Below are 18,756 nucleotides of genomic sequence, written 5' to 3'. Positions count from 1 at the left end.
CAGGGCGTAGCGCGTGTCCGTACCTGAAGCTTCCGTGAGGCCCGGCATCGTCGGCATCCTGCTGGCCGCCGGGAGGGGCAGCCGCTTCGACCCGGCAGGCGCGCGCAACAAGCTGCTGCAGGCCTTGCCCGGCGGCGAGCCCGTCGCCGCCGCCAGTGCACGCGCTTTGCTGGCCGCCGTGCCGCGCGTCGTCGCGGTGGTGCGGCCGGAAGACTTTGCAACGGCAAGCCTGCTACGCGAAATGGGTTGCGATGTCGTGGCCTGCGACGACGCCGGAAGCGGCATGGCCGCATCGCTGGCATGCGGGGTGCAACGGGCGCACGCAGCTTCGGGCTGGCTGATTGCACTGGCCGACATGCCTTTCGTGCGCACGGCCACCATGATGGCCCTGGCGCAGCAAGTAGAGCGGGGCGGGGAGGCGTCGATCGCCGCGCCGATGCACAAAGGCCAGCGCGGCAATCCCGTCGCATTCGGCCGCGCCCATTTGCCAGCCCTGCTGGCGCTGCAAGGCGACCAGGGCGCCCGCAGCATATTGAAGAACAATCCGGTTAACGAACTGGCGGTGGATGATCCCGGCATCCTGCAGGACATCGACACACCGTCCGACATCAAATGAAAAACAAAAAAATCAGCTACGCCATCACCGCCAAAGACCTGGCGGCCCATATGTTCCAGGTCACGATGACCATCGACGCGCCGGAGCCGGAAGGCCAGGTCCTGGTGTTGCCTGCCTGGATACCCGGCAGCTATATGATCCGCGAATTCTCGCGCAACATTGTGCAGATCCGCGCCGAGGCAGGCGGCCAGCCGGTGGAACTGGCCAAGCTGGATAAGCATTCCTGGCAAGCCGCACCCGTCAAAGGCAAGCTCACCGTGCACTATGAGGTGTATGCCTGGGACTTGTCGGTGCGCGCCGCCCACCTGGACCAGACCCACGGTTTTTTCAACGGCACCAGCGTCTTCCTTCGCGCCGTCGGCCAGGAAGACGAACCGCACGTGGTCGACATCCAGCGCCCTGCGCATGAAGCTGCAGCCAAATGGCGCGTCGCCACTGCGATGAAGGAATTGAAGGCCAAGCGCTACGGCTTTGGCACCTACATCGCTGAAAACTACGATGAACTGATCGACAGCCCGGTCGAAATGGGTAACTTTGCAATGGCCAGCTTCAAGGCTCTGGGCGTGCAGCACGACGTGGTCTTCACCGGCCGAGTGCCCAACCTCGACATCGCCCGCGTCTGCGCCGACCTGAAACAGATTTGCGAAACGCAAATCGGCTTCTTCGAACCGCGCACGAAAAAAGCTCCGATGGAGCGCTACGTCTTCATGACGATGGTGACGGGCGACGGCTACGGCGGCCTGGAACACCGCGCCTCCACGGCCCTGTTCTGCGCCCGCTCCGACTTGCCGACCACCGCACAGAAAGGCAAGGAGCCGAGCGAAGGCTATATGAAGTTCCTCGGCCTGTGCAGCCACGAGTACTTCCACACCTGGAACGTCAAGCGCATCAAGCCGGCGGTGTTCGCACCGTACGACTATCAGGTGGAGAACTACACCCCGCTGCTCTGGCTGTTCGAAGGCTTCACCAGCTACTACGACGACCTGCTGCTGGTACGCGCGGGCCTGCTGTCGGAAGACGGCTATTACAAAATGATGGGCAAGACTGTCGGCGCGGTACTGCGCGGCAGCGGCCGCAACAAGCAAAGTGTCGCCGATTCCAGCTTCGACGCCTGGGGCAAGTACTACCGCCAGGACGAGAATTCGCCGAACGCTATCGTCAGCTACTACGCCAAAGGCTCGCTGGTCGGTCTGGGCCTGGACCTGACCATCCGCGCCAAGACCAATGGCAAGCGCTCGCTGGACGACATCATGCGCGCACTGTGGCAGAAGTTCGGCCGCGACTTCTACAACGGCAAGCCGCGCGGCGTGACGCCGGAAGAAGTGGAGGCCCTGTTCGACAGCGTGGCCGGCTTCAAGCTGAAGACCTTCTTTGACAAATACATCAAGGGCACCGAAGACGTACCGCTGGCCAAGCTGCTGCCGCAGTTCGGCGTCGGCTACAAGGACGAACGCAAGGCGTCCAAGCCAAGCCTGGACGTCAACCTGGGCCGCGATGGCGCCGACTGCAAGCTGAGCGCCGTGCATGACGGCGGCGCCGCACAGAAGGCCGGCCTGTCCGCCCTCGACCTGCTGGTGGCAATCGATGGCCTGCGCGTGACCGGTAACCCGTCCAATGTTGACGGCTTGCTGGCGCGCTACAAGGTAGGCGATACCGTGCAGGTGCATGCTTTCCGCCGCGATGAATTGATGGTATTCGACGTCACCCTGCAGGGCGACCGCGCGCCGGGCATCACTATCGCCGTGGAGCAGCAGAAGAGCAGCCTGCGCCGCCCAACTGCCTGAAAGAAGCAGTGAAGTTCGCGCTGGACCCGTTCACCATCCTGTTCACCACCACGCTCACCTGCGCGGTGCTGGCGGTAGCCATGTATTCGGTGCACCTGAGCTTCCGGCGCGAGGTGGCGGGCGTCGGCCATTGGGCATGCGGCCTGGTGGCCATGGTCTGCGCCGGCACCTTGTTCATGCTGCGCGGCGCCTTGCCGGACGTGATCGCGCTGCCGGCCGCCAATGCATGCCTGATGTGCGGCATCGGCTTGTCCATGGTGGGCACGCGCCGCTTCTACGGCGAGCCGCCCGGCTGGAAGATCTTCCATGCCGCCTGGATGCTGGAGCTGGCAGCCATCCTGTGGTGGTTGCTGGTGGAACCGAACTTCCCGCACCGCGCGGCGGCGTTCAGCTTCTTCGTTTCCATTTTCTATATCGACCAATTAAGGCTGGTGTGGCGCCACCGTACGTCGCATTTCACTTGCTGGTTCTTCGGCGTACTGCTGGCGATGCAATCGGTGAACACCTTGTCGCGCGGTGTGGCAGCCCTGTTCATGGTCGACCAGGATGCGGCTAGCTTGATGCGCAATAGCGCGTTGGCCAACGTCTACCTGGCGCTGGCCAACTTCATGGCTTTGCTGATGACGGTAGCCTTCCTCATGCTGGCCACGCGCAAGCTGCAAAAAATCCTGGAGCAGCGTTCCACGCACGACCCTTTGACCAACGTGCTGAACCGGCGCGGCTTCCTGCAATGCTTCAGCCGTGTGCGGGCGCGCCAGCAGCGCATCGACTCGCCGCTGTCGCTGATGGCGATCGACCTCGATCTTTTCAAGTCCATTAACGATCAGCACGGCCACGCGCAGGGCGATAAGGTGCTGGTGCACGTGGCGACGGTGATCATGCGCACTGCGCGCCAGGCCGACTATGTGGCGCGTTTTGGCGGCGAGGAATTCGTGGTGCTGCTGCCGGACACCGCGCTGCCGCACGCGCAGCAGCTGGCGCAGCGCATCCAGTCGCTGCTGCGCGATAGCCAGCAGCCTGGCCTGCCGCCTTGCACGGTCAGTATCGGTATCGCGGGCCAGCAGGCTCCCGGCGAAACGCTGGATAGCTTGCTGTCGCGCGCCGACGCGGCGCTCTACCGCGCCAAGGCCAATGGCCGTAACCGGGCCGAAGTCGCCCCGCCTGCTTCAATCGCCGCCTGATCAGCGCATGGCCCCCAGGCGGTCCTGTGAGCGCAGCAGCGCCTCATTTGCTGCCATTGGCAGGTCCGGTTTGACGCCGGTCTTATCCCAGTTGCCGTTACTGATCACGTTATGCGACCACCCGGTCGGCACCCAGACGCGGAAATGGTCGGACAGCCGGAATAATTCGACCGGATGTGCGCCGCCGCGCGTGGATTCGCCAACCACCAGGGCGCGCTTTTGCTGCTGTAGCGCGTAGGCAAAATCCTCCGCTGCGGAAAACGTGCCGCGGCTGGTCAGGACGTACACCGGCTTTTGCTGGCCATAGCGCGGCCCGTCCAGTTTTTCGGCGGTCCAGCCTTCCACCGCCACTCCTTCGCGCGGGTATACCGTATCGTTCAGGCGTGTGCGCTGGTCGAAAAAGTAGCTGGCAAGGGTCTCTGCCGCCTGGCCGTAGCCGCCGCCGTTATTGCGCAAGTCGACGATCATGGCGCGCGTATCGTGCAGCTTGCGCATCGCGGACGCATATTTCGGCGCGGCCAGGTAGGCGGGCGGGAAGCCGCTCACCCTGAGGTAGCCGACATTACCATCCAATACCGAAACTTCTGTCACGCCGTAATTGCGGAATACCCCGGCGACTGCACGCATGCCGGCTGCCAGCAGGCCGGGATCGGGGCCAAAATCCGGCCTTGAACCTTGCGGCGGTTCTTCGGGAGCCAGCGGGATGGATTTGTATTCGACGCTCAGGTGATGGTCCCTCTGCACACTGTGCAAGTCGCTGGTCAGCGCATTCGCCAGCTGCGCGCCAGCAGTCAGGTGCTCGTATTTGCCGGAGGCTTCGGCCGCTTCGACCACGCGCCGCATTTCCGCGGCTTTTTCCGGCATCAGGTAATAGCCGTCCAGGCGCGCCAGAAGAATCTGGATCATCGCCTTGCGTTCCGCCACCGCCATCGGTTGGCCGGCGCTCTCGCGAGCCTGGGAAACTCCGAACAGCATGGGGGCGATCGCGTAGAAATAAAAAGCCACCAATCCGGCCAGGACAGCGAGTTTGCTTGTGGTTTTCATGTATCGCTAAACTTTATTTTTACCTAATAGTAATTTAACATGCGTTAATTATTTTTTAAGCAGAATTGTATGAGTTACCAGATGCAACTTGCATCCGTGACCACTCCCGAAGTGGACATGGAAGTTTTTCCATTCCTGAACAAACTTCGCGCGGACGCGGGGGAGCAGCCGCCTTCCGCCTTGTTGAAGCGCTTTAATGACACGTTGGCAGCTCTTTTTCCCGATACGCCGTGGTCGGACGGCCATTACGCGGGCGAAGTTGGCCGCCTGACCGTGGTAAGGCGCCGCAAAGTGGTGGTGCCGCATGTGCTGTATATCGCAGGTGAGCTTGGCCTGACCGTGGTGGATAACCAGTCGGGCGAGGTGCATCGTCCACCGACCTACCAGGTGGTGCTGGAAGGTCCGGCCGAAGGCGTGGCCCTGGGCGAAGCCGCCCAAAAGCTGGCGGCCCTGATGCGCAAGCCTGTGACGGAAATGCTGGCGCTGCTGTCCGGCGGCCGCCGCACGGTGGTTAAAAAAGGCGTATCGCGCTTCGTGGCGGAACAGTACTCGCATGCCTTGCGTGATCGCGCCGGTTGCCGTACTACGCTGGCGCACGAATCCGGCCCCGCACCGCGCGAAAAGCCTCCTGCGCCTGCCATCGTGCTTGCGCCGAGAGTTGAAGAGCCGCCGAAGAACGTGATGCCGCCGATGTCGCGCGCCGCCAAGGCCGAAGCGGAGGCTGAAGCTGCCGCCGCTGCGGCGGCTGAAGCCGCGCTAACCGCCAACGGCACCGACGAAGAACTGTATGAAGTGGCGGAGGGCATACGCCTGGTCTGCTGCGCGATTATGCTGTCCTGGGTGCTGCGCGGCATACTCCAGTTGATGCAGCCGGTGCCGTCGGCTTTCAGCGCCTTCCTGTTGATGATGTTGCAGGTGTACGGCATCATGCGTCTTACATCTGGCCTGCGCTATAGCGGGCCAGTGCGCGCTGTGCTGATGCTGGCCGCGTTGTCGCCGATCATTGTCGGGGTCGCCAGCCCGTTCCTGCACCTGACCATGCGCTCAGTGGACATCGCGGTGGTGGTGAGCTTCCTGGTCATGCTCGTACTCGGCCATCTGGGCGCCCGACGCCTAAAGAAAGCGGGCTACAAGACCGGCTTGTTCGGTGCATCCAAGGCGGATGTGCGCTACCTCGGGGCAATGGACGAAGGCGAGCGCCTTCAGTCGACCAAGCTGGCATGGGGTATCTTTTTCCTGGTCTTCGTCATCTACATGAGCAACGGGATGATGGGGAAAAACAAGGGGACGGAAGCGGCGGGCAGCGGCAAGGCGGAGCCCGCGTCGCTGAGGCAGTTGAGCGAATTGCCCTCGTCGGTAGCGCCCTGCGAATACGTGGGGACCTGGGTGGTGGAGAAAGACAGCGGCAAGTATGGATACGAAATCGGCGACGATGGCAAATACCTGGCCTACCCGCTCTCCGGCCAGGGCGGCGGGGAGTTCAGCGGCCGCTGGACCTTTGCCCGTGGTGCGATTTATTGGAGCGATGAGACGCGCACCCCGGTCCAGGTGACCAAGAATCTCGTGGCATCCACCGACCCGGACGCGTTCACTGCGCTGGATTACAAGGCGGGTTCCATGTGGGCGTTCAAGCTCAAGGAACGCGGCAAGTCAGTACGCTGCAACTATTAGTCGATAGATAACGGCAGCCCAAAAGGCTGTCGTATTCTTGCCTAAGAGACTTTTAATTTGCCATAGAGTAAATTAACATCAACCAATTGAGAATTGGCCAAGTTAAAACCTATGTCATATACGCTGCACGTCATCGCCCGCGAAGTTCCAGCCGACGATGCGGATGTTTTCCCTTTCCTGGAACAGGTGGCTGGCCATACCGTCAGCATGGCCCCATCGCAGCAGCTGAAAAGTTTCCGCGATGCTGCATTGAAGATGTTCCCTTGCCTGACCAGCTACGGGCCAGCAGATTCCGGCATCGACGATTGCCCTTGGGCCGATGGCCCCTTGGGTGACAACTTCAAAGGCGGCTATGGCACCGTTGGAATTGCGCGCCGCCACAGCGAAGTGATCCCTCACTTGATTCGTATTGCCAGCGACCTGGGCGTGACTGTGGCGGACGAGCAGAATGGCTCGGTTCACCGTCCGCAGGCATTCCAAGTCGTGCTGGAAGGCCCGCTGGAAGGCGTGGAGGCCGATGTCGCTGCCAGGAAGCTGGCGGAGCTGATGAACCAGCCCCTGCCGCAAATGGTGCAGCTGTTGCATTCGGGCCGACGTACCCTGGTCAAGAAAGGGTTGACTCGCTCACAGGGCGAGATTTACGTCCACGCCTTGCGCGAACGCGCCAGCTGCCGCGCTACGGTCCTTCCAGAATCGCGTAAAGGCGCCAAACCTGCCGCAAGCCAGGCTCGCGCCAAGGTGCCTGCCGCAGCTGCAGCCGCGGATCATATCGGTGGCATCGAAGCGGATGACGCAATGTTCAAGGCCGCCGAGGCACAGCGCCTGGCAGCTATCGCGGTGATCGGCCAGATCGCGCTGGCCGTTCTCGTGTGGGTGTTGCGGATCAAGTCGCCGGTCCTGATGCCGGTGCTGCTGGCAATGGGCGTGCTGGGCGTGTTCGCGGTGGTCCAGCTTGGGCAGGCGCTGGAGTCCAACTGGTTCCGCATGTTGCGCTTTGCGCCGATAGCGCTGGTCCCTGGGCTCGGCACCCTGGTGGTTGCTTGGACCTATTTCCGCGCTGGCGGTGTGTTGAAAGAGGCCGGCCTCACCACGCGGAATGCCTTGCTGTCTACCGGCGAGGTGCGTGAGCTAGGCGGCCTTGATGAGAAGGCGATGCTGCCTTCCATCAAAATCACGCTTGGCTTGCTGGCCGTGGCTGCAATTGCAGGCTTGGTCAGCTCGCCTTACGGGCATTAAGCAAACAGCTTGCGCAGCTCGGCTCCCGGGTCGGGCGCGCGCATGAAGGCTTCACCCACCAGGAAGGCGTGCACGTCGTTCTCGCGCATGCGCTGCACGTCTGCCGGGGACATGATGCCGGATTCGGTGATCACCATGCGCTCTTGCGGAATGCGGGAGAGCAGGCCCAGCGTGGTGTCCAGCGTGACGTCAAAGGTACGCAGGTTGCGGTTGTTGATGCCAATCAGGCGGCTCTTCAGGTTGAGGGCCGCAGTCAGTTCTTCGCCGTCGTGCGATTCAATCAGTACATCCATGCCCAGTTCGTGGGCGCAGGCTTCCATTTCCGCCATCAAGCCGTGGTCCAGTGCGGACACGATCAGCAGGATGCAGTCGGCGCCCATCGCGCGCGCTTCATAGATCTGGTACATGTCGACCATGAAGTCCTTGCGCAGGACCGGGATGTCGCAGGCGGCGCGGGCTTGCTTCAGGTATTCGTTGGAACCCTGGAAGAATTGAGCGTCGGTCAGCACGGACAGGCAGGCCGCGCCGGCCTTGGCGTAGCTCTCGGCGATGTCGGCCGGGCGGAAGTCGGCGCGCAGCACACCTTTCGATGGCGAGGCTTTCTTCACTTCCGCGATCACGCCGGCCTGGCCGGCTTCGATCTTCTTGCGCAGGCTGGCTTCAAAGCCGCGCAGGTTGGCGCGCAGTTCCTTGTCGCCTTCCACTTCGTCGCGCAGGGATTGCAGGCTGCGGTGCTTTTTGGCGGCCGCCACTTCGTCGGCCTTCACGGCCAGGATTTTGTTCAGGATATCGGACATGATGAATCTCAGTTTTGTTCGGACAGTGCCAGGCGCGCGCCGAGGGCGATGAACAGGCTGCCGGTTACGCGGTTAAGCCACAGGGCTACCAGCGGTTTGACCTTCAGCCTCGCGCTTGCGAAGGCGGTAAAGATGGCAAGGCCGTTACACCACAGCATGCCGTTGAAGTTGAAAATGCAGCCAAGGATCAGGAAGGCCAATGGCTTATTAGTCGCACCTGCGTCGATGAACTGCGGTACGAAGGCCAGGAAGAACAGCGCGACTTTCGGATTCAGCGCATTGGTCAGGAAGCCCTGGGCGAAGATTTTGCGGTAGGGCAGTGCAGCCGGCGCTTGCGCTGCTGCCGCCGCGCCATCCGCTGCCGCGTCGCCGCGCTTCAGCCGCGCACGCAGCATGCCGATGCCGCACCAGACGATGTATGCGGCGCCGACCCATTTGACGACAGTGAACGCTGTCGCCGATGTGGCCAGGACTGCCGACAGCCCCAGAGCAGCTGCGCTGATATGGACCATCGTCCCCGAACCAATGCCCAGCGCCGCCGCGCACCCTGCGCGCCAGCCTTGCGTGGCGCTGCGCGCCATGATCAGCAGCGAATCCGGCCCCGGCATGATATTCAGCAGCAGACCGGAAATCACAAACAGCGTCAGGTCATGAATGCCGAACATCGCTTAGCCCTCCTTGCCGAGTTCCTGAGTAACGCGTACGAATTGTTCGAGTTTGGCGACCGCCGCGCCGGACTTCACAGCCTCGCGCGCACGCTTCAGGCCATCCTCGATCGACGAAGCCACGCCTGCCGCGTACAGCGCGGTACCGGCATTCAGCGCCACAATGTCGGAGGCAGGACCCGGTTCGCCGCGCAGCGCTTCCATCACGCGCGCCTTCGATTCCGTTGCATCGGCCACCTTCAGGTTGCGCGAAGCGATCATCGACAGGCCGAAATCTTCCGGATGAATCTCGTACTCACGGATTTCGCCGTTGACCAGTTCACCCACCATGGTGCCCGCGCCCAGCGACACTTCGTCCATATTGTCGCGGCCATACACCACCACCGCATGCTGCGCACCCAGGCGTTGCAGCACGCGCACCTGGATGCCCACCAGGTCCGGGTGGAACACGCCCATCAGGATATTCGGCGCGCCGGCCGGATTGGTCAGCGGGCCAAGAATGTTGAAGATCGAACGCACGCCCAGCTCGCGGCGCACAGGCGCCACATGTTTCATCGCAGCGTGATGGTTCGGCGCGAACATGAAGCCGATGCCGGTTTGCGCGATCGACTGAGCGATCTGCTCAGGTTTCAGATTGATGTGCGCGCCGAGCGATTCGATCAGGTCCGCGCTGCCGGAAGACGACGACACGGAACGCCCGCCATGCTTGGCCACGCGCGCACCAGCGGCTGCGGCGACAAACATCGAAGCGGAGGAAATATTGAACGTGTGGGCGCCATCGCCGCCGGTGCCGACGATATCCACCAGGTTGGAGGTGTCGGCCATTGGCACCTTGGTCGAGAACTCGCGCATGACTTGCGCCGCAGCGGTGATCTCGCCGATGGTTTCCTTTTTGACGCGCAGGCCCATGGTCAGCGCCGCCACCATCACCGGCGACATTTCGCCGGACATGATCTGGCGGAACAGGTGCAGCATCTCGTCGTGGAAAATCTCACGGTGTTCGATGCAGCGAACCAGTGCTTCTTGATGCGTGATAGACATGATGCTTCCTTCTCTTATTTGCGATCGAGGAAATTCTTCAGCAAGGCGTGGCCGTGCTCGGACAGGATGGACTCAGGGTGGAACTGCACACCCTCGATGTCGTACTCCTTGTGCCGCACGCCCATGATTTCGCCGTCGTCGGTCCAGGCTGTGACTTCCAGGCAGGAAGGCAGCGAGGATCGCTCGATTGCCAAAGAGTGGTAGCGGATTACCGTGAACGGGCTGGGTAAGCCCTGGAACACGCCCACACCCGTATGCGCGATAAGAGAAGTTTTGCCATGCATGACTTGCTTGGCTCGGATAACTTTGCCGCCAAAGGCTTCGCCGATGGCCTGGTGTCCCAGGCAGACGCCCAGGATAGGTTTCTTGCCGGCGAAGTGTTTCAGCACTTCCAGCGAGATGCCCGCCTGCGACGGATCTTTTGGACCCGGCGAGATGCAGATGCGGTCAGGATTCAATGCTTCGATTTCGGCGATGGTGATTTCGTCGTTGCGGTGTACGCGCACGTCTTCGCCCAACTCACCGAAATACTGCACGATGTTGTAGGTGAAGGAGTCGTAGTTGTCGATCATCAGCAGCATTTCAGAACTCCCCATCCAGGCCATCTTGCACTTGCTCGGCCGCGCGCAGCACGGCGCGCGCCTTGTTTTCAGTTTCCTGCCATTCCATTTCCGGAATCGAGTCGGCAACGATGCCGGCGGCGGCTTGCACGTACAGCATGCCGTCCTTGATCACGCCGGTGCGGATCGCAATCGCCACATCCATCTCGCCGCCGAAGGACAGGTAGCCGCACGCGCCGCCGTAGATGCCGCGCTTGCTGATTTCCAGTTCGTCGATGATTTCCATCGCACGCACTTTCGGCGCGCCGGTCAGTGTGCCGGCAGGGAAGGTCGCGCGCAGCACGTCCAGGTTGGACATGCCTTTCTTCAGCTTGCCCTCTACATTGGAGACGATGTGCTGCACGTGGGAGTACTTCTCGATCACCATCTTGTCGGTGAGCTTGACCGTGCCGATGTCGGAGATGCGGCCCAGGTCATTGCGTGCCAGGTCGATCAGCATCACGTGCTCGGCGACTTCCTTCGGATCGTTCAGCAGTTCTTCGGCCAGCGCTGCATCGCGTTCCGGCGTATTGCCGCGCGTGCGGGTGCCGGCGATCGGGCGCAGCGTGACCTTTTTCTCGCCGTCAGGCAGGGTCTCGTTGCGCACCAGGATTTCCGGCGAGGCGCCAACGATCTGCATATCGCCGAAATTGTAGAAGTACATATACGGCGACGGGTTCAGCGAACGCAGGGAGCGGTACAGCGTGAGCGGCGAATCCACATAAGGCTTGCGGATGCGCTGGCCGATCTGCACCTGCATCAGGTCACCGGCCAGGATGTATTCGTGTGCTTTGGCGACCGCTTTGAGGTAATCCTCTTTGGCGAAGTCGCGAATAGTTTCAGTGCGTACCGAAGGCGTGGTTACCGGCGCATCGACACCGCGGCGCAGCAGGGCGCGCAGGTCTTTCAGGCGCTGGCGTGCTTTCGAGTAGGCTTCCGGCTGCTGCGGATCGGCGTACACGATCAGGTACAGCTTGCCGGACAGGTTGTCGATGACAGCCAGTTCCTCGGTCACCATCAGCTGGATTTCCGGCAGGCCCAGGTCGTCCTTTGGCTGGGTCTTGGCCAGTGTCTTTTCAATGTGGCGTACGGTGTCGTAGCCGAAATAGCCGGCCAGGCCGCCGCAGAAGCGTGGCATGCCCGGACGCACGGCGACTTTGAAGCGCGCCTGGTATTGCTCGATAAAGTCGAGGGGATTGCCTTCGTGGGTCTCGATCACCTGGCCGTTCTTGACGATCTCGGTCAGCTTGCCGGTGCTGCGCAGGATGGTGTTGGCAGGCAGGCCGATGAAAGAGTAGCGGCCGAAACGCTCGCCGCCTACCACCGACTCCAGCAAGAAGGTGTTCTTGCCGTAGTTCTGGGTTTGGGCCAGCTTGAGGTACAGGGTGAGCGGGGTTTCCAGGTCGGCGAAAGCTTCCGCGATCAGAGGGATGCGGTTGTAGCCTTCCGCGGCCAGGGATTTGAATTCGAGTTCGGTCATGTTCTCTCCGTTCCGCCATGGTTAAGGTGGTGGCGGTAGGTTACAAAAAACCTGCCGGAACACATGTGCGTGCGCCGACAGCAATCAGGACTAAGTCAGGATTGCCAGCGTCGCCACAGCCAGGCCTCAATCGAGCCCCGGTGGGTTACATTGTGTCTTTTGTTGAGAAACATTTGTCTAGTTTGCGCGTGAAATCAGTTCAGCTGCATGAAGAAGCGTGTCAACTATACCATCGGAATCTGTCTCATGTATACCCACTCCGTGGTTATAACCATATGGCACAGTAAGCACAGGACAGCCTGCCGCGCGGGCCGCTTCTGCATCGTTTGAAGAGTCGCCAATCGCCACTACTTGCGCCGGCGGCAGGTCGAAAAATTCGCAAGCCTTCAGCAGCGGCATGGGGTGGGGCTTCTTCTTTTCGAAGGAATCGCCGCCGAACAGCACCTCGAAATAGCCGTCCAGGCCTTTCAGTGCCAGCAGTGGCTTGGCGAAGGCCACCGGCTTATTGGTCACGCAGGCCAGGCGCAGGCCATTGGCCTTCATCGCCTGCAGGCCTGCCACAACGTCGGCATACACCTCGCTGTGGCGGCCGTTGATAACAAGGTAATGGCGCTGGTAAGCCTCCATCGCCTGCGCGAACATGCGCTCAACGCCTTCCTCGTCATAGTCCAGCGCGAGTACGCGCCGTACCAGGTTCTCGGAACCTTTGCCGACCATCAGCTCGATCTGCGCCACGCCGATGGGCGCAAGGCCCAGCTCTTCGCGCATCAGGTTGATGGCTACCTCGAAGTCGGGCATCGTATCGAGCATCGTGCCGTCGAGGTCAATGATGGCGGCCCTTACGCCGCGCAGGACCGCCGCCATACCGATTACACCGAAGCCAGTTGGGCGCGCATCGCGTCGATCACGGCCTTGTAGTCAGGCTGGCCGAAGATCGCGGAACCTGCCACGAAGGTGTCGGCGCCTGCTTCCGCTGCGGCCTTGATGTTGTCGATCTTGATACCGCCGTCGACTTCCAGCATGATGTCGCGGCCGGATTCGTCGATGCGGCGGCGCGCTTCGGCGATCTTCTTCAGTGCCTGAGGGATGAAGGACTGGCCGCCGAAGCCTGGGTTCACCGACATGATCAGGATCATGTCGATCTTGTCCATCACGTGGTCCAGGTAGCTCAGTGGGGTGGCAGGGTTGAACACCAGGCCCGCCTTGCAGCCGTTGTCGCGGATCAGTTGCAGCGAACGGTCGATGTGGTCGGACGCTTCCGGGTGGAAGGTGATGATGTTGGCGCCAGCCTTGGCGAAATCAGGAATGATGCGGTCGACCGGTTTGACCATCAGGTGCACGTCGATCGGCACTTGCACGTGCGGGCGGATCGCCTGGCACACCAGCGGGCCGATGGTCAGGTTCGGCACGTAATGGTTGTCCATCACGTCGAAGTGGATGATGTCGGCGCCGGCGGTAACAACATTGCGGACCTCTTCACCCAGGCGGGCGAAGTCGGCGGACAGGATGCTCGGAGCGATACGGAAAGTGGTCATGGCTGGTCGGCTGGTAAAAAAGATGCGTTATTTTACGCTGGTGTGCGGACGCTGTCCGATTGCTTGGACTAGAATTGCCCAATTGTCACGAAGGAAAGCCCATGGCCAAGTATGAGTTTGCGGTCGAGGTACGTACCCAGTACCTGCCGGAACAGTCCAACCCGGACCGCACCAATTTTGTGTTTACTTACACAATTACCATCAAAAATACCGGCACCGTGCCGGCGCAACTGATCTCCCGCCACTGGGTGATCACCGATGCCAGTAACCACGTGGAAGAAGTGCGCGGCCTTGGCGTGGTAGGCCACCAGCCCTTGCTGGCGCCGGGCGAGGTGTTTGAGTACACCAGCGGTACCCAGCTGCGCACGCAGCAGGGCTCCATGTATGGCGAATACTTCTGCGTGGCCGAGGATGGCCACCAGTTCGAAACCAAGATTCCAGAGTTCGTGCTGTCCCTGCCGCGCACCCTGCATTGATTATTTGTCGCCGTCCTTCTTCTTTTTATTGGACGGCAGAGTCCACCAGACGATGAATACCAGCAGGAACAGCGCCACAACCGCTTCAAGCATCAGATACCACATAGATAACACCTCATGTTTTTGACACGCCGTAGTTTACCCGTTTGCGCCGCCGCCGTCGCGTTGATGCTGGCTGGCTGCGTTACGCCTCCGCCTCCACCGGTTAAACCGCCACAACCCGCGCCGACCGTGCCCGCCCAGCCGCCAGTGCAGCCGGCGCAGCCGACCGTGCCGGCCACGCCGACGCCACCGGCCAAGGCGGAATTCATCCCCGCTCGTTTTGCCGACCTGCCGGGCTGGGGGCGCGATGACCTGCGCGCCGCCTGGCCGGCCTTCATGCTGTCCTGCTCCAAAATGGCCGGGAGCGCGGACTGGAAGGAGCCTTGCGCCATCGCCAAAACGGTGGACGCTAATAGCGAATCGGCCATCCGCCTGTACTTTGAATCCTTCTTCGACCCGCACCAGGTGATTTCTCCCGATGGCGGCGACAGTGGCCTGATTACCGGCTATTACGAGCCGCTGCTGCGCGGCGCCCGCAAGAAGGGCGGCCCGTACCAGACGCCTTTGTATAAGGTGCCGGAAGATATGGTCATCATCGACCTCGGCTCCGTCTATCCTGAGCTGGCGAACAAGCGCGTGCGCGGCCGCCTGAAGGGCAAGCGCGTGGTGCCATACCCGGCGCGTGACGAAATCAGCAAATCCGGCCTGCCGGGCAATGAGCTGCTGTGGGTGGACGATGCGGTGGAAGCATTCTTCCTGGAAGTGCAGGGCTCCGGCCGCGTGCAGCTGGCCGATGGCGAAACCGTGCGTGTGGCGTATGCCGACCAGAATGGCCGCCCATACCAGTCGATCGGCAAATGGCTGGTGCAGAAGGGCGAGCTGACGACCGAGCAGGCGACGGCCCAGGGCATCAAGGCCTGGATCGATGGCCATCCGACCCGCCAGCAAGAGCTGTTCAATGCGAATCCAAGCTATGTCTTCTTTAAAGAGGAAAAGCTGCCGGACCCGAAAGTTGGTCCTAAAGGGACGCTTAACGTGCCGTTGACGCCGCAGCGTTCCGTGGCAATCGACCGCAACCAGCTGCCGCTTGGCGCGCCGGTCTACCTGAACACCACGCTGCCTGGCGACGATGGAATGCCGCTGCAAAGGTTGATGATGGCGCAGGATACGGGCGGCGCCATCAAGGGCGCCATCCGTCTCGACTTCTTCTTCGGCTTTGGCGCCGAAGCGGCCGACCTGGCCGGCCGCATGAAACAGCGCGGCAATATCTGGGTGCTGCTGCCTAAGTTGGCGCGTTAAAGGCCTTTGCTCGGCTCCGGCACGCCCAGCGCGCGCATGATCTTGCCGATATCGGCAGCATACATGCGCGTGCTGGCGTTATAAGGCGTGCGGCAGGGCATGGCCAGCGTCGCACCATCCTTCAGCCCGAGCACTACTTCATGACGCGCGGCGCAAGCCTGCGACATCGCCGGCAGCGCATCAGCGCTGCCGAACAGCGGCAAGCCCTCCACCTGTACCACCTCCACATCCTTGCGCAGGGTCGCGCAGACAGGGTAGCTATCCATTAATACGCTGGCGCGGGTTGGTGTCGTACTTTGCTTGCCTTGGCAATCTTCCTTCATCAATTTGCTCAGCGCACGGTACATCATTGCGTCGGTCTGTCGCTGGGTTGGCGCGACCGGCCGCGCCAGTTCGGTCTCGTCGAGTACCTTTGCCCACTGCTCGCGCATCGGCCCGCTGCCATCCAGCACCGCAGTCAGGACCTTGGGTTTGCAGGGTTGATGGCCGCATTCCATCGCCTGCGCAAAATCGGGCTTGGCGCCTTTACGCACCTGGCGATAGAAATCGTCGACGCGAGCAAGGGCGTCGCCCTTGCCTTGACGTGCCGCCATCGCGTAGACATAGGCGGCAAGGCCGCATTCATATTCCAGGCGGTTTCCACCGATTTCGGATGCCGGCAAATCATGCCAGCTCCGGTCATCGGCAACGAGCATGCACGAGGCTAGCGCACTATCAAGTTCGGCCGCGGCATCTTGCGGCGTTAGCCAGCCCTGGTGCAGCGACACCATCCAGCGCAGGAATTCGCCGCCGCCCTCATGGATCAAGCGGGAGTCGCGGTAAATGTCCACCGCGTCACGCATCTGGAAGCCGTGGCTCACTTCATGCGCCACCAACTTGTTCGCCAGGCGCGATAGCTCGGGCGATGGCTCGGCGGGCCAGTTGATTAGCGCCATATGCACCAGTTCACCCGCATTGCCGGCGATATTCGGATCGCCGGGTTCTTTTGCCATAGTGGCAGCAATGATGGGCCGCCTGAGCGGCGTACCAGGCATGCGCTGATGCAGCCAGGCCGCAGTGTGCTCGGCGCGATCGCGCATCTGGGCCACAGTGGCTGAAGGCAGCGCGGGGTCGTAGTAATCAAGGCTGGTGCCGGATTTCGCCAGGCGGGCAGGGAACAGCATCGCCGCCGCATCCGCAGTTGCAGGCGCCGTGTCCTCATGCCGCGTCAGGCCGGTCAGGATCGATCCTGGAGCTGCAAAGCGGTAGCTGACCTTGCCGCAGGCTTCTCCCACCGCGTAATTCGACATGTGCGCGTATATTCCCTCACCAGTCGGGTAGGAGCCTGGGTAGCCGGTTATCTTCCTGGTCGTTGCAGGTACGCGGAAGGTGAGCGCCTTGCAGCTCTTCGTGCCGCGCGTGAGTGTATCGCCGTCAGCCAGGCCGCAATCGTCGATTGCCTGCCAACGCGAACGAATCTCGGCCGCGCCGCGGCCATTTTTCACAAATGGCAATTGGGGGCAGTCCGCCGGCAGCTCGTAACTGACCTCCAGCGCCTCGGGCGTTGAGAGGCGCACCGTGACACGAATATTGTCGGCTGCGGCGCCGGACATGACGAGCGCTAGCCCTGCCAACAGGTAAATACGCGGCATGCTTATCCTGGGAAGTTGTAAATTCGGTAAATATTACCAAACTCGCAACCATGGCAGGACTATCGCAGCACCAAGACCGGTAGATGGGTGTGGGCGAGGACTTTCTGGGTTTCGCTACCGAGGAATAGCTTGTTCAATCCCTTGCGGCCGTGGGACGCCATCAAGATGATGTCGCAGTGGTGGTCTCCCGCAGCCTTGACGATTACCTCATAAGGATTGACTGCTTCGCCCAGAATGGTTTCGCACTGAATGCCGGCAGCACTGGCGGCTGCCAGCACTTTATCAACAGCCGTCTGCATACTGTTCCGCACCTCGCGGTCGAATATACCCGCATCCGGCAGCACTGCCGCATCCGCCATGGGAACAAAGGGCAGGGGCTGGATCACCGCCACCGCCGTAATGCGCGCTCTATGGATTTTCGCGAACTCGATCGCAGTCTGGGTGGCCCGTTCCGAAAGTTGCGAGCCATCGGTGGGCAGCAAAATCGACTTGAACATGGCGCTTCTCCCGACAAATACTCCAGCCCAGTGTAGGTCTGCCCCTCATTCAAAGGCGCACGCTTCGTACCGAACAGCTACAATTGCCCGATAGCTAACCGACTAAAGGAGATTTTATGGAATACCAGGACCTGCTCGTAGAAGTGCACGACAAAGTCGCACTGATCCGCCTGAACCGCCCAAAGGCGATGAATGCGCTGAACGACAATATGATGAATGAGCTGGGCGAAGCCTTCGCCAAGTTCGACAAAGATCCTGCTATCCACGTAATCGTGCTGACCGGCAGCGAGAAGGCATTCGCAGCTGGCGCCGACATCGCCGCAATGAAGGACTACACCTACCAGGACACCCATCGCGACAACTATATTGGCCGCAACTGGGAGCACATCCTGAAAGTGCGCAAGCCAGTAATCGGCGCCGTGGCCGGCTTCACCCTGGGCGGCGGCTGCGAACTGGCGATGATGTGCGACTTCCTGATCGCAGCGGATAGCGCCAAGTTCGGCCAGCCGGAAATCAAAGTCGGCGTTACCCCGGGCGCCGGCGGCACCCAGCGCCTGCCGCGCACCATCGGCAAGTCGAAAGCCATGGACATGCTGCTGACCACCCGCATGATCGATGCAGCAGAAGCCGAGCGCATTGGCCTCGTGTCGCGCATCGTCCCAGCCGACAAGCTGATCGAAGAAGTGCTGAAAATCGCCCAAGGCATCGCCCAGATGCCGGTATCGGTAGCGATGCAAATCAAGGATTGCGTGAACCGCGCCTTCGAAACCACCCTGAGCGAAGGCGTGAACTACGAGCGCCGCCTGTTCCACGCAGGCTTTGGCACGCCAGCCCAACGCGAAGGCATGTATGCCTTCCTCGAGAAGCGCACCCCGAATTTCGAAGGTCTGTAAATTGACCCTTGCGGTACAGCGAACCCTTTGCTATAGTTCTGTCCCTCGCAACGCAGTGCTGACAAAACAGCAGAGCGAAACGAGAAAAGTTTTTTAGTGCGGGGCATTAAAAAACGGGGTTGACGAGTTGCACGCTGTACCGCATAATCTCGCTTCTCTGCTGCTGACAAACACAACGATTTGTCGCTAAACGCAGCGATCTTTAAAAATCAACAGTCGATAAGTGTGGGCGTTTGACGATATGCCCAGGCCTTCGGGCCTGATGCTCA

The 18,756-nt window shown here is 61.3% G+C and carries 18 protein-coding genes; 8 read left to right on the top strand and 10 right to left on the bottom strand.

Annotation, left to right across the window (positions count from 1 at the left end; all coding sequences use genetic code 11):
• Nucleotides 1-13: 13 nt before the first annotated feature.
• Genes AC1RTP_RS22695 through AC1RTP_RS22685 form a run of 3 tightly spaced genes read left to right on the top strand, consistent with a single transcriptional unit; the run spans nucleotide 14 to nucleotide 3,581 of the window.
• Entirely contained in the window at nucleotides 14-616 is a 603-nt protein-coding gene (locus AC1RTP_RS22695) for a nucleotidyltransferase family protein (RefSeq protein WP_498610726.1), read from the top strand.
• Complete coding sequence (locus AC1RTP_RS22690; protein WP_498610724.1) at nucleotides 613-2,400, top strand: M61 family metallopeptidase; 1,788 nt, start codon at nucleotides 613-615, stop codon at nucleotides 2,398-2,400. The genes AC1RTP_RS22695 and AC1RTP_RS22690 overlap by 4 nt, the downstream gene beginning before the upstream one ends.
• 8 nt (nucleotides 2,401-2,408) lie before the next feature.
• A complete protein-coding gene (locus tag AC1RTP_RS22685) occupies nucleotides 2,409-3,581 on the top strand; it encodes a GGDEF domain-containing protein (RefSeq protein WP_498610722.1) in 1,173 nt (390 codons plus the stop codon).
• Here AC1RTP_RS22685 and AC1RTP_RS22680 read toward each other — a convergent pair whose 3' ends face one another.
• Nucleotides 3,582-4,625, bottom strand: a complete 1,044-nt coding sequence (locus AC1RTP_RS22680; protein ID WP_498610720.1) for a S41 family peptidase — start codon at nucleotides 4,623-4,625, stop codon at nucleotides 3,582-3,584.
• Nucleotides 4,626-4,706: 81 nt separating this feature from the next.
• On the opposite strand from AC1RTP_RS22680, the gene AC1RTP_RS22675 reads away from it, so the two are divergent.
• Together AC1RTP_RS22675 and AC1RTP_RS22670 are read left to right on the top strand one after the other, a co-directional pair.
• A complete protein-coding gene (locus tag AC1RTP_RS22675; protein WP_498610716.1) occupies nucleotides 4,707-6,296 on the top strand; it encodes a hypothetical protein in 1,590 nt (529 codons plus the stop codon).
• Nucleotides 6,297-6,407: 111 nt separating this feature from the next.
• Complete coding sequence (locus AC1RTP_RS22670) at nucleotides 6,408-7,532, top strand: hypothetical protein (protein ID WP_498610713.1); 1,125 nt, start codon at nucleotides 6,408-6,410, stop codon at nucleotides 7,530-7,532.
• On the opposite strand, the gene trpC is transcribed toward AC1RTP_RS22670, so the two are convergent.
• The 7 genes from trpC to rpe all read right to left on the bottom strand — a co-directional run bounded on the left by trpC (nucleotide 7,529) and on the right by rpe (nucleotide 13,649).
• Nucleotides 7,529-8,329 (bottom strand): indole-3-glycerol phosphate synthase TrpC, encoded by an 801-nt coding sequence (gene trpC, locus AC1RTP_RS22665; RefSeq protein WP_498610710.1) that lies wholly within the window; start codon nucleotides 8,327-8,329, stop codon nucleotides 7,529-7,531. The genes AC1RTP_RS22670 and trpC overlap by 4 nt on opposite strands.
• A gap of 8 nt (nucleotides 8,330-8,337) precedes the next feature.
• A complete protein-coding gene (locus tag AC1RTP_RS22660; RefSeq protein WP_498610707.1) occupies nucleotides 8,338-8,994 on the bottom strand; it encodes a LysE family translocator in 657 nt (218 codons plus the stop codon).
• Nucleotides 8,995-8,997: 3 nt separating this feature from the next.
• Nucleotides 8,998-10,035, bottom strand: a complete 1,038-nt coding sequence (gene trpD, locus AC1RTP_RS22655) for an anthranilate phosphoribosyltransferase (RefSeq protein WP_498610704.1) — start codon at nucleotides 10,033-10,035, stop codon at nucleotides 8,998-9,000.
• A gap of 14 nt (nucleotides 10,036-10,049) precedes the next feature.
• Nucleotides 10,050-10,616: an anthranilate synthase component II gene (locus AC1RTP_RS22650; RefSeq protein WP_498610701.1), complete on the bottom strand. Its 567-nt coding sequence runs from the start codon at nucleotides 10,614-10,616 to the stop codon at nucleotides 10,050-10,052.
• A gap of 1 nt (nucleotide 10,617) precedes the next feature.
• Nucleotides 10,618-12,114, bottom strand: coding sequence for an anthranilate synthase component I (gene trpE / locus AC1RTP_RS22645; RefSeq protein WP_498610699.1), 1,497 nt, complete (start codon nucleotides 12,112-12,114; stop codon nucleotides 10,618-10,620).
• A gap of 177 nt (nucleotides 12,115-12,291) precedes the next feature.
• Entirely contained in the window at nucleotides 12,292-12,978 is a 687-nt protein-coding gene (locus AC1RTP_RS22640; RefSeq protein WP_498610696.1) for a phosphoglycolate phosphatase, read from the bottom strand.
• Between the two features lie 5 nt (nucleotides 12,979-12,983).
• Nucleotides 12,984-13,649 (bottom strand): ribulose-phosphate 3-epimerase, encoded by a 666-nt coding sequence (gene rpe / locus AC1RTP_RS22635; RefSeq protein ID WP_498610695.1) that lies wholly within the window; start codon nucleotides 13,647-13,649, stop codon nucleotides 12,984-12,986.
• Nucleotides 13,650-13,750: 101 nt separating this feature from the next.
• Here rpe and apaG point away from each other — a divergent pair, with 101 nt between their 5' ends.
• On the top strand, nucleotides 13,751-14,125 hold the full coding sequence (gene apaG, locus AC1RTP_RS22630; RefSeq protein ID WP_498610693.1) for a Co2+/Mg2+ efflux protein ApaG: 375 nt from the start codon (nucleotides 13,751-13,753) through the stop codon (nucleotides 14,123-14,125).
• Nucleotides 14,126-14,242: 117 nt separating this feature from the next.
• Entirely contained in the window at nucleotides 14,243-15,466 is a 1,224-nt protein-coding gene (gene mltA, locus AC1RTP_RS22625; RefSeq protein ID WP_498610691.1) for a murein transglycosylase A, read from the top strand.
• Here mltA and AC1RTP_RS22620 read toward each other — a convergent pair.
• On the bottom strand, nucleotides 15,463-17,097 hold the full coding sequence (locus AC1RTP_RS22620) for a hypothetical protein (protein ID WP_498610689.1): 1,635 nt from the start codon (nucleotides 17,095-17,097) through the stop codon (nucleotides 15,463-15,465). The genes mltA and AC1RTP_RS22620 overlap by 4 nt on opposite strands.
• A gap of 59 nt (nucleotides 17,098-17,156) precedes the next feature.
• Complete coding sequence (locus AC1RTP_RS22615) at nucleotides 17,157-17,594, bottom strand: universal stress protein (RefSeq protein ID WP_498610687.1); 438 nt, start codon at nucleotides 17,592-17,594, stop codon at nucleotides 17,157-17,159.
• 116 nt (nucleotides 17,595-17,710) lie between these two features.
• Between AC1RTP_RS22615 and AC1RTP_RS22610 the strand changes: the two genes are divergently transcribed.
• Nucleotides 17,711-18,487, top strand: coding sequence for an enoyl-CoA hydratase (locus AC1RTP_RS22610; RefSeq protein ID WP_498610685.1), 777 nt, complete (start codon nucleotides 17,711-17,713; stop codon nucleotides 18,485-18,487).
• The last annotated feature ends 269 nt before the right edge of the window (nucleotides 18,488-18,756 follow it).

This window comes from Pseudoduganella sp. GW821-FHT11H04 (assembly GCF_058807935.1).
The sequence above is the reverse complement of the archived record's forward strand: the minus strand, read 5'-3'. Positions and strand labels throughout refer to the sequence as shown.

Excerpts from the sequence above, each read along its gene's own strand:
- mltA (WP_498610691.1), top strand. The coding sequence starts at position 14,243 with ATGTTTTTGACACGCCGTAGTTTACCCGTTTGCGCCGCCGCCGTCGCG.
- trpC (WP_498610710.1), bottom strand. The coding sequence starts at position 8,329 with ATGTCCGATATCCTGAACAAAATCCTGGCCGTGAAGGCCGACGAAGTG.
- trpE (WP_498610699.1), bottom strand. The coding sequence starts at position 12,114 with ATGACCGAACTCGAATTCAAATCCCTGGCCGCGGAAGGCTACAACCGC.
- AC1RTP_RS22610 (WP_498610685.1), top strand. The coding sequence starts at position 17,711 with ATGGAATACCAGGACCTGCTCGTAGAAGTGCACGACAAAGTCGCACTG.
- AC1RTP_RS22680 (WP_498610720.1), bottom strand. The coding sequence starts at position 4,625 with ATGAAAACCACAAGCAAACTCGCTGTCCTGGCCGGATTGGTGGCTTTT.
- AC1RTP_RS22675 (WP_498610716.1), top strand. The coding sequence starts at position 4,707 with ATGCAACTTGCATCCGTGACCACTCCCGAAGTGGACATGGAAGTTTTT.
- apaG (WP_498610693.1), top strand. The coding sequence starts at position 13,751 with ATGGCCAAGTATGAGTTTGCGGTCGAGGTACGTACCCAGTACCTGCCG.
- trpD (WP_498610704.1), bottom strand. The coding sequence starts at position 10,035 with ATGTCTATCACGCATCAAGAAGCACTGGTTCGCTGCATCGAACACCGT.
- AC1RTP_RS22690 (WP_498610724.1), top strand. The coding sequence starts at position 613 with ATGAAAAACAAAAAAATCAGCTACGCCATCACCGCCAAAGACCTGGCG.
- rpe (WP_498610695.1), bottom strand. The coding sequence starts at position 13,649 with ATGACCACTTTCCGTATCGCTCCGAGCATCCTGTCCGCCGACTTCGCC.
- AC1RTP_RS22620 (WP_498610689.1), bottom strand. The coding sequence starts at position 17,097 with ATGCCGCGTATTTACCTGTTGGCAGGGCTAGCGCTCGTCATGTCCGGC.
- AC1RTP_RS22670 (WP_498610713.1), top strand. The coding sequence starts at position 6,408 with ATGTCATATACGCTGCACGTCATCGCCCGCGAAGTTCCAGCCGACGAT.
- AC1RTP_RS22640 (WP_498610696.1), bottom strand. The coding sequence starts at position 12,978 with ATGGCGGCGGTCCTGCGCGGCGTAAGGGCCGCCATCATTGACCTCGAC.
- AC1RTP_RS22615 (WP_498610687.1), bottom strand. The coding sequence starts at position 17,594 with ATGTTCAAGTCGATTTTGCTGCCCACCGATGGCTCGCAACTTTCGGAA.
- AC1RTP_RS22660 (WP_498610707.1), bottom strand. The coding sequence starts at position 8,994 with ATGTTCGGCATTCATGACCTGACGCTGTTTGTGATTTCCGGTCTGCTG.
- AC1RTP_RS22650 (WP_498610701.1), bottom strand. The coding sequence starts at position 10,616 with ATGCTGCTGATGATCGACAACTACGACTCCTTCACCTACAACATCGTG.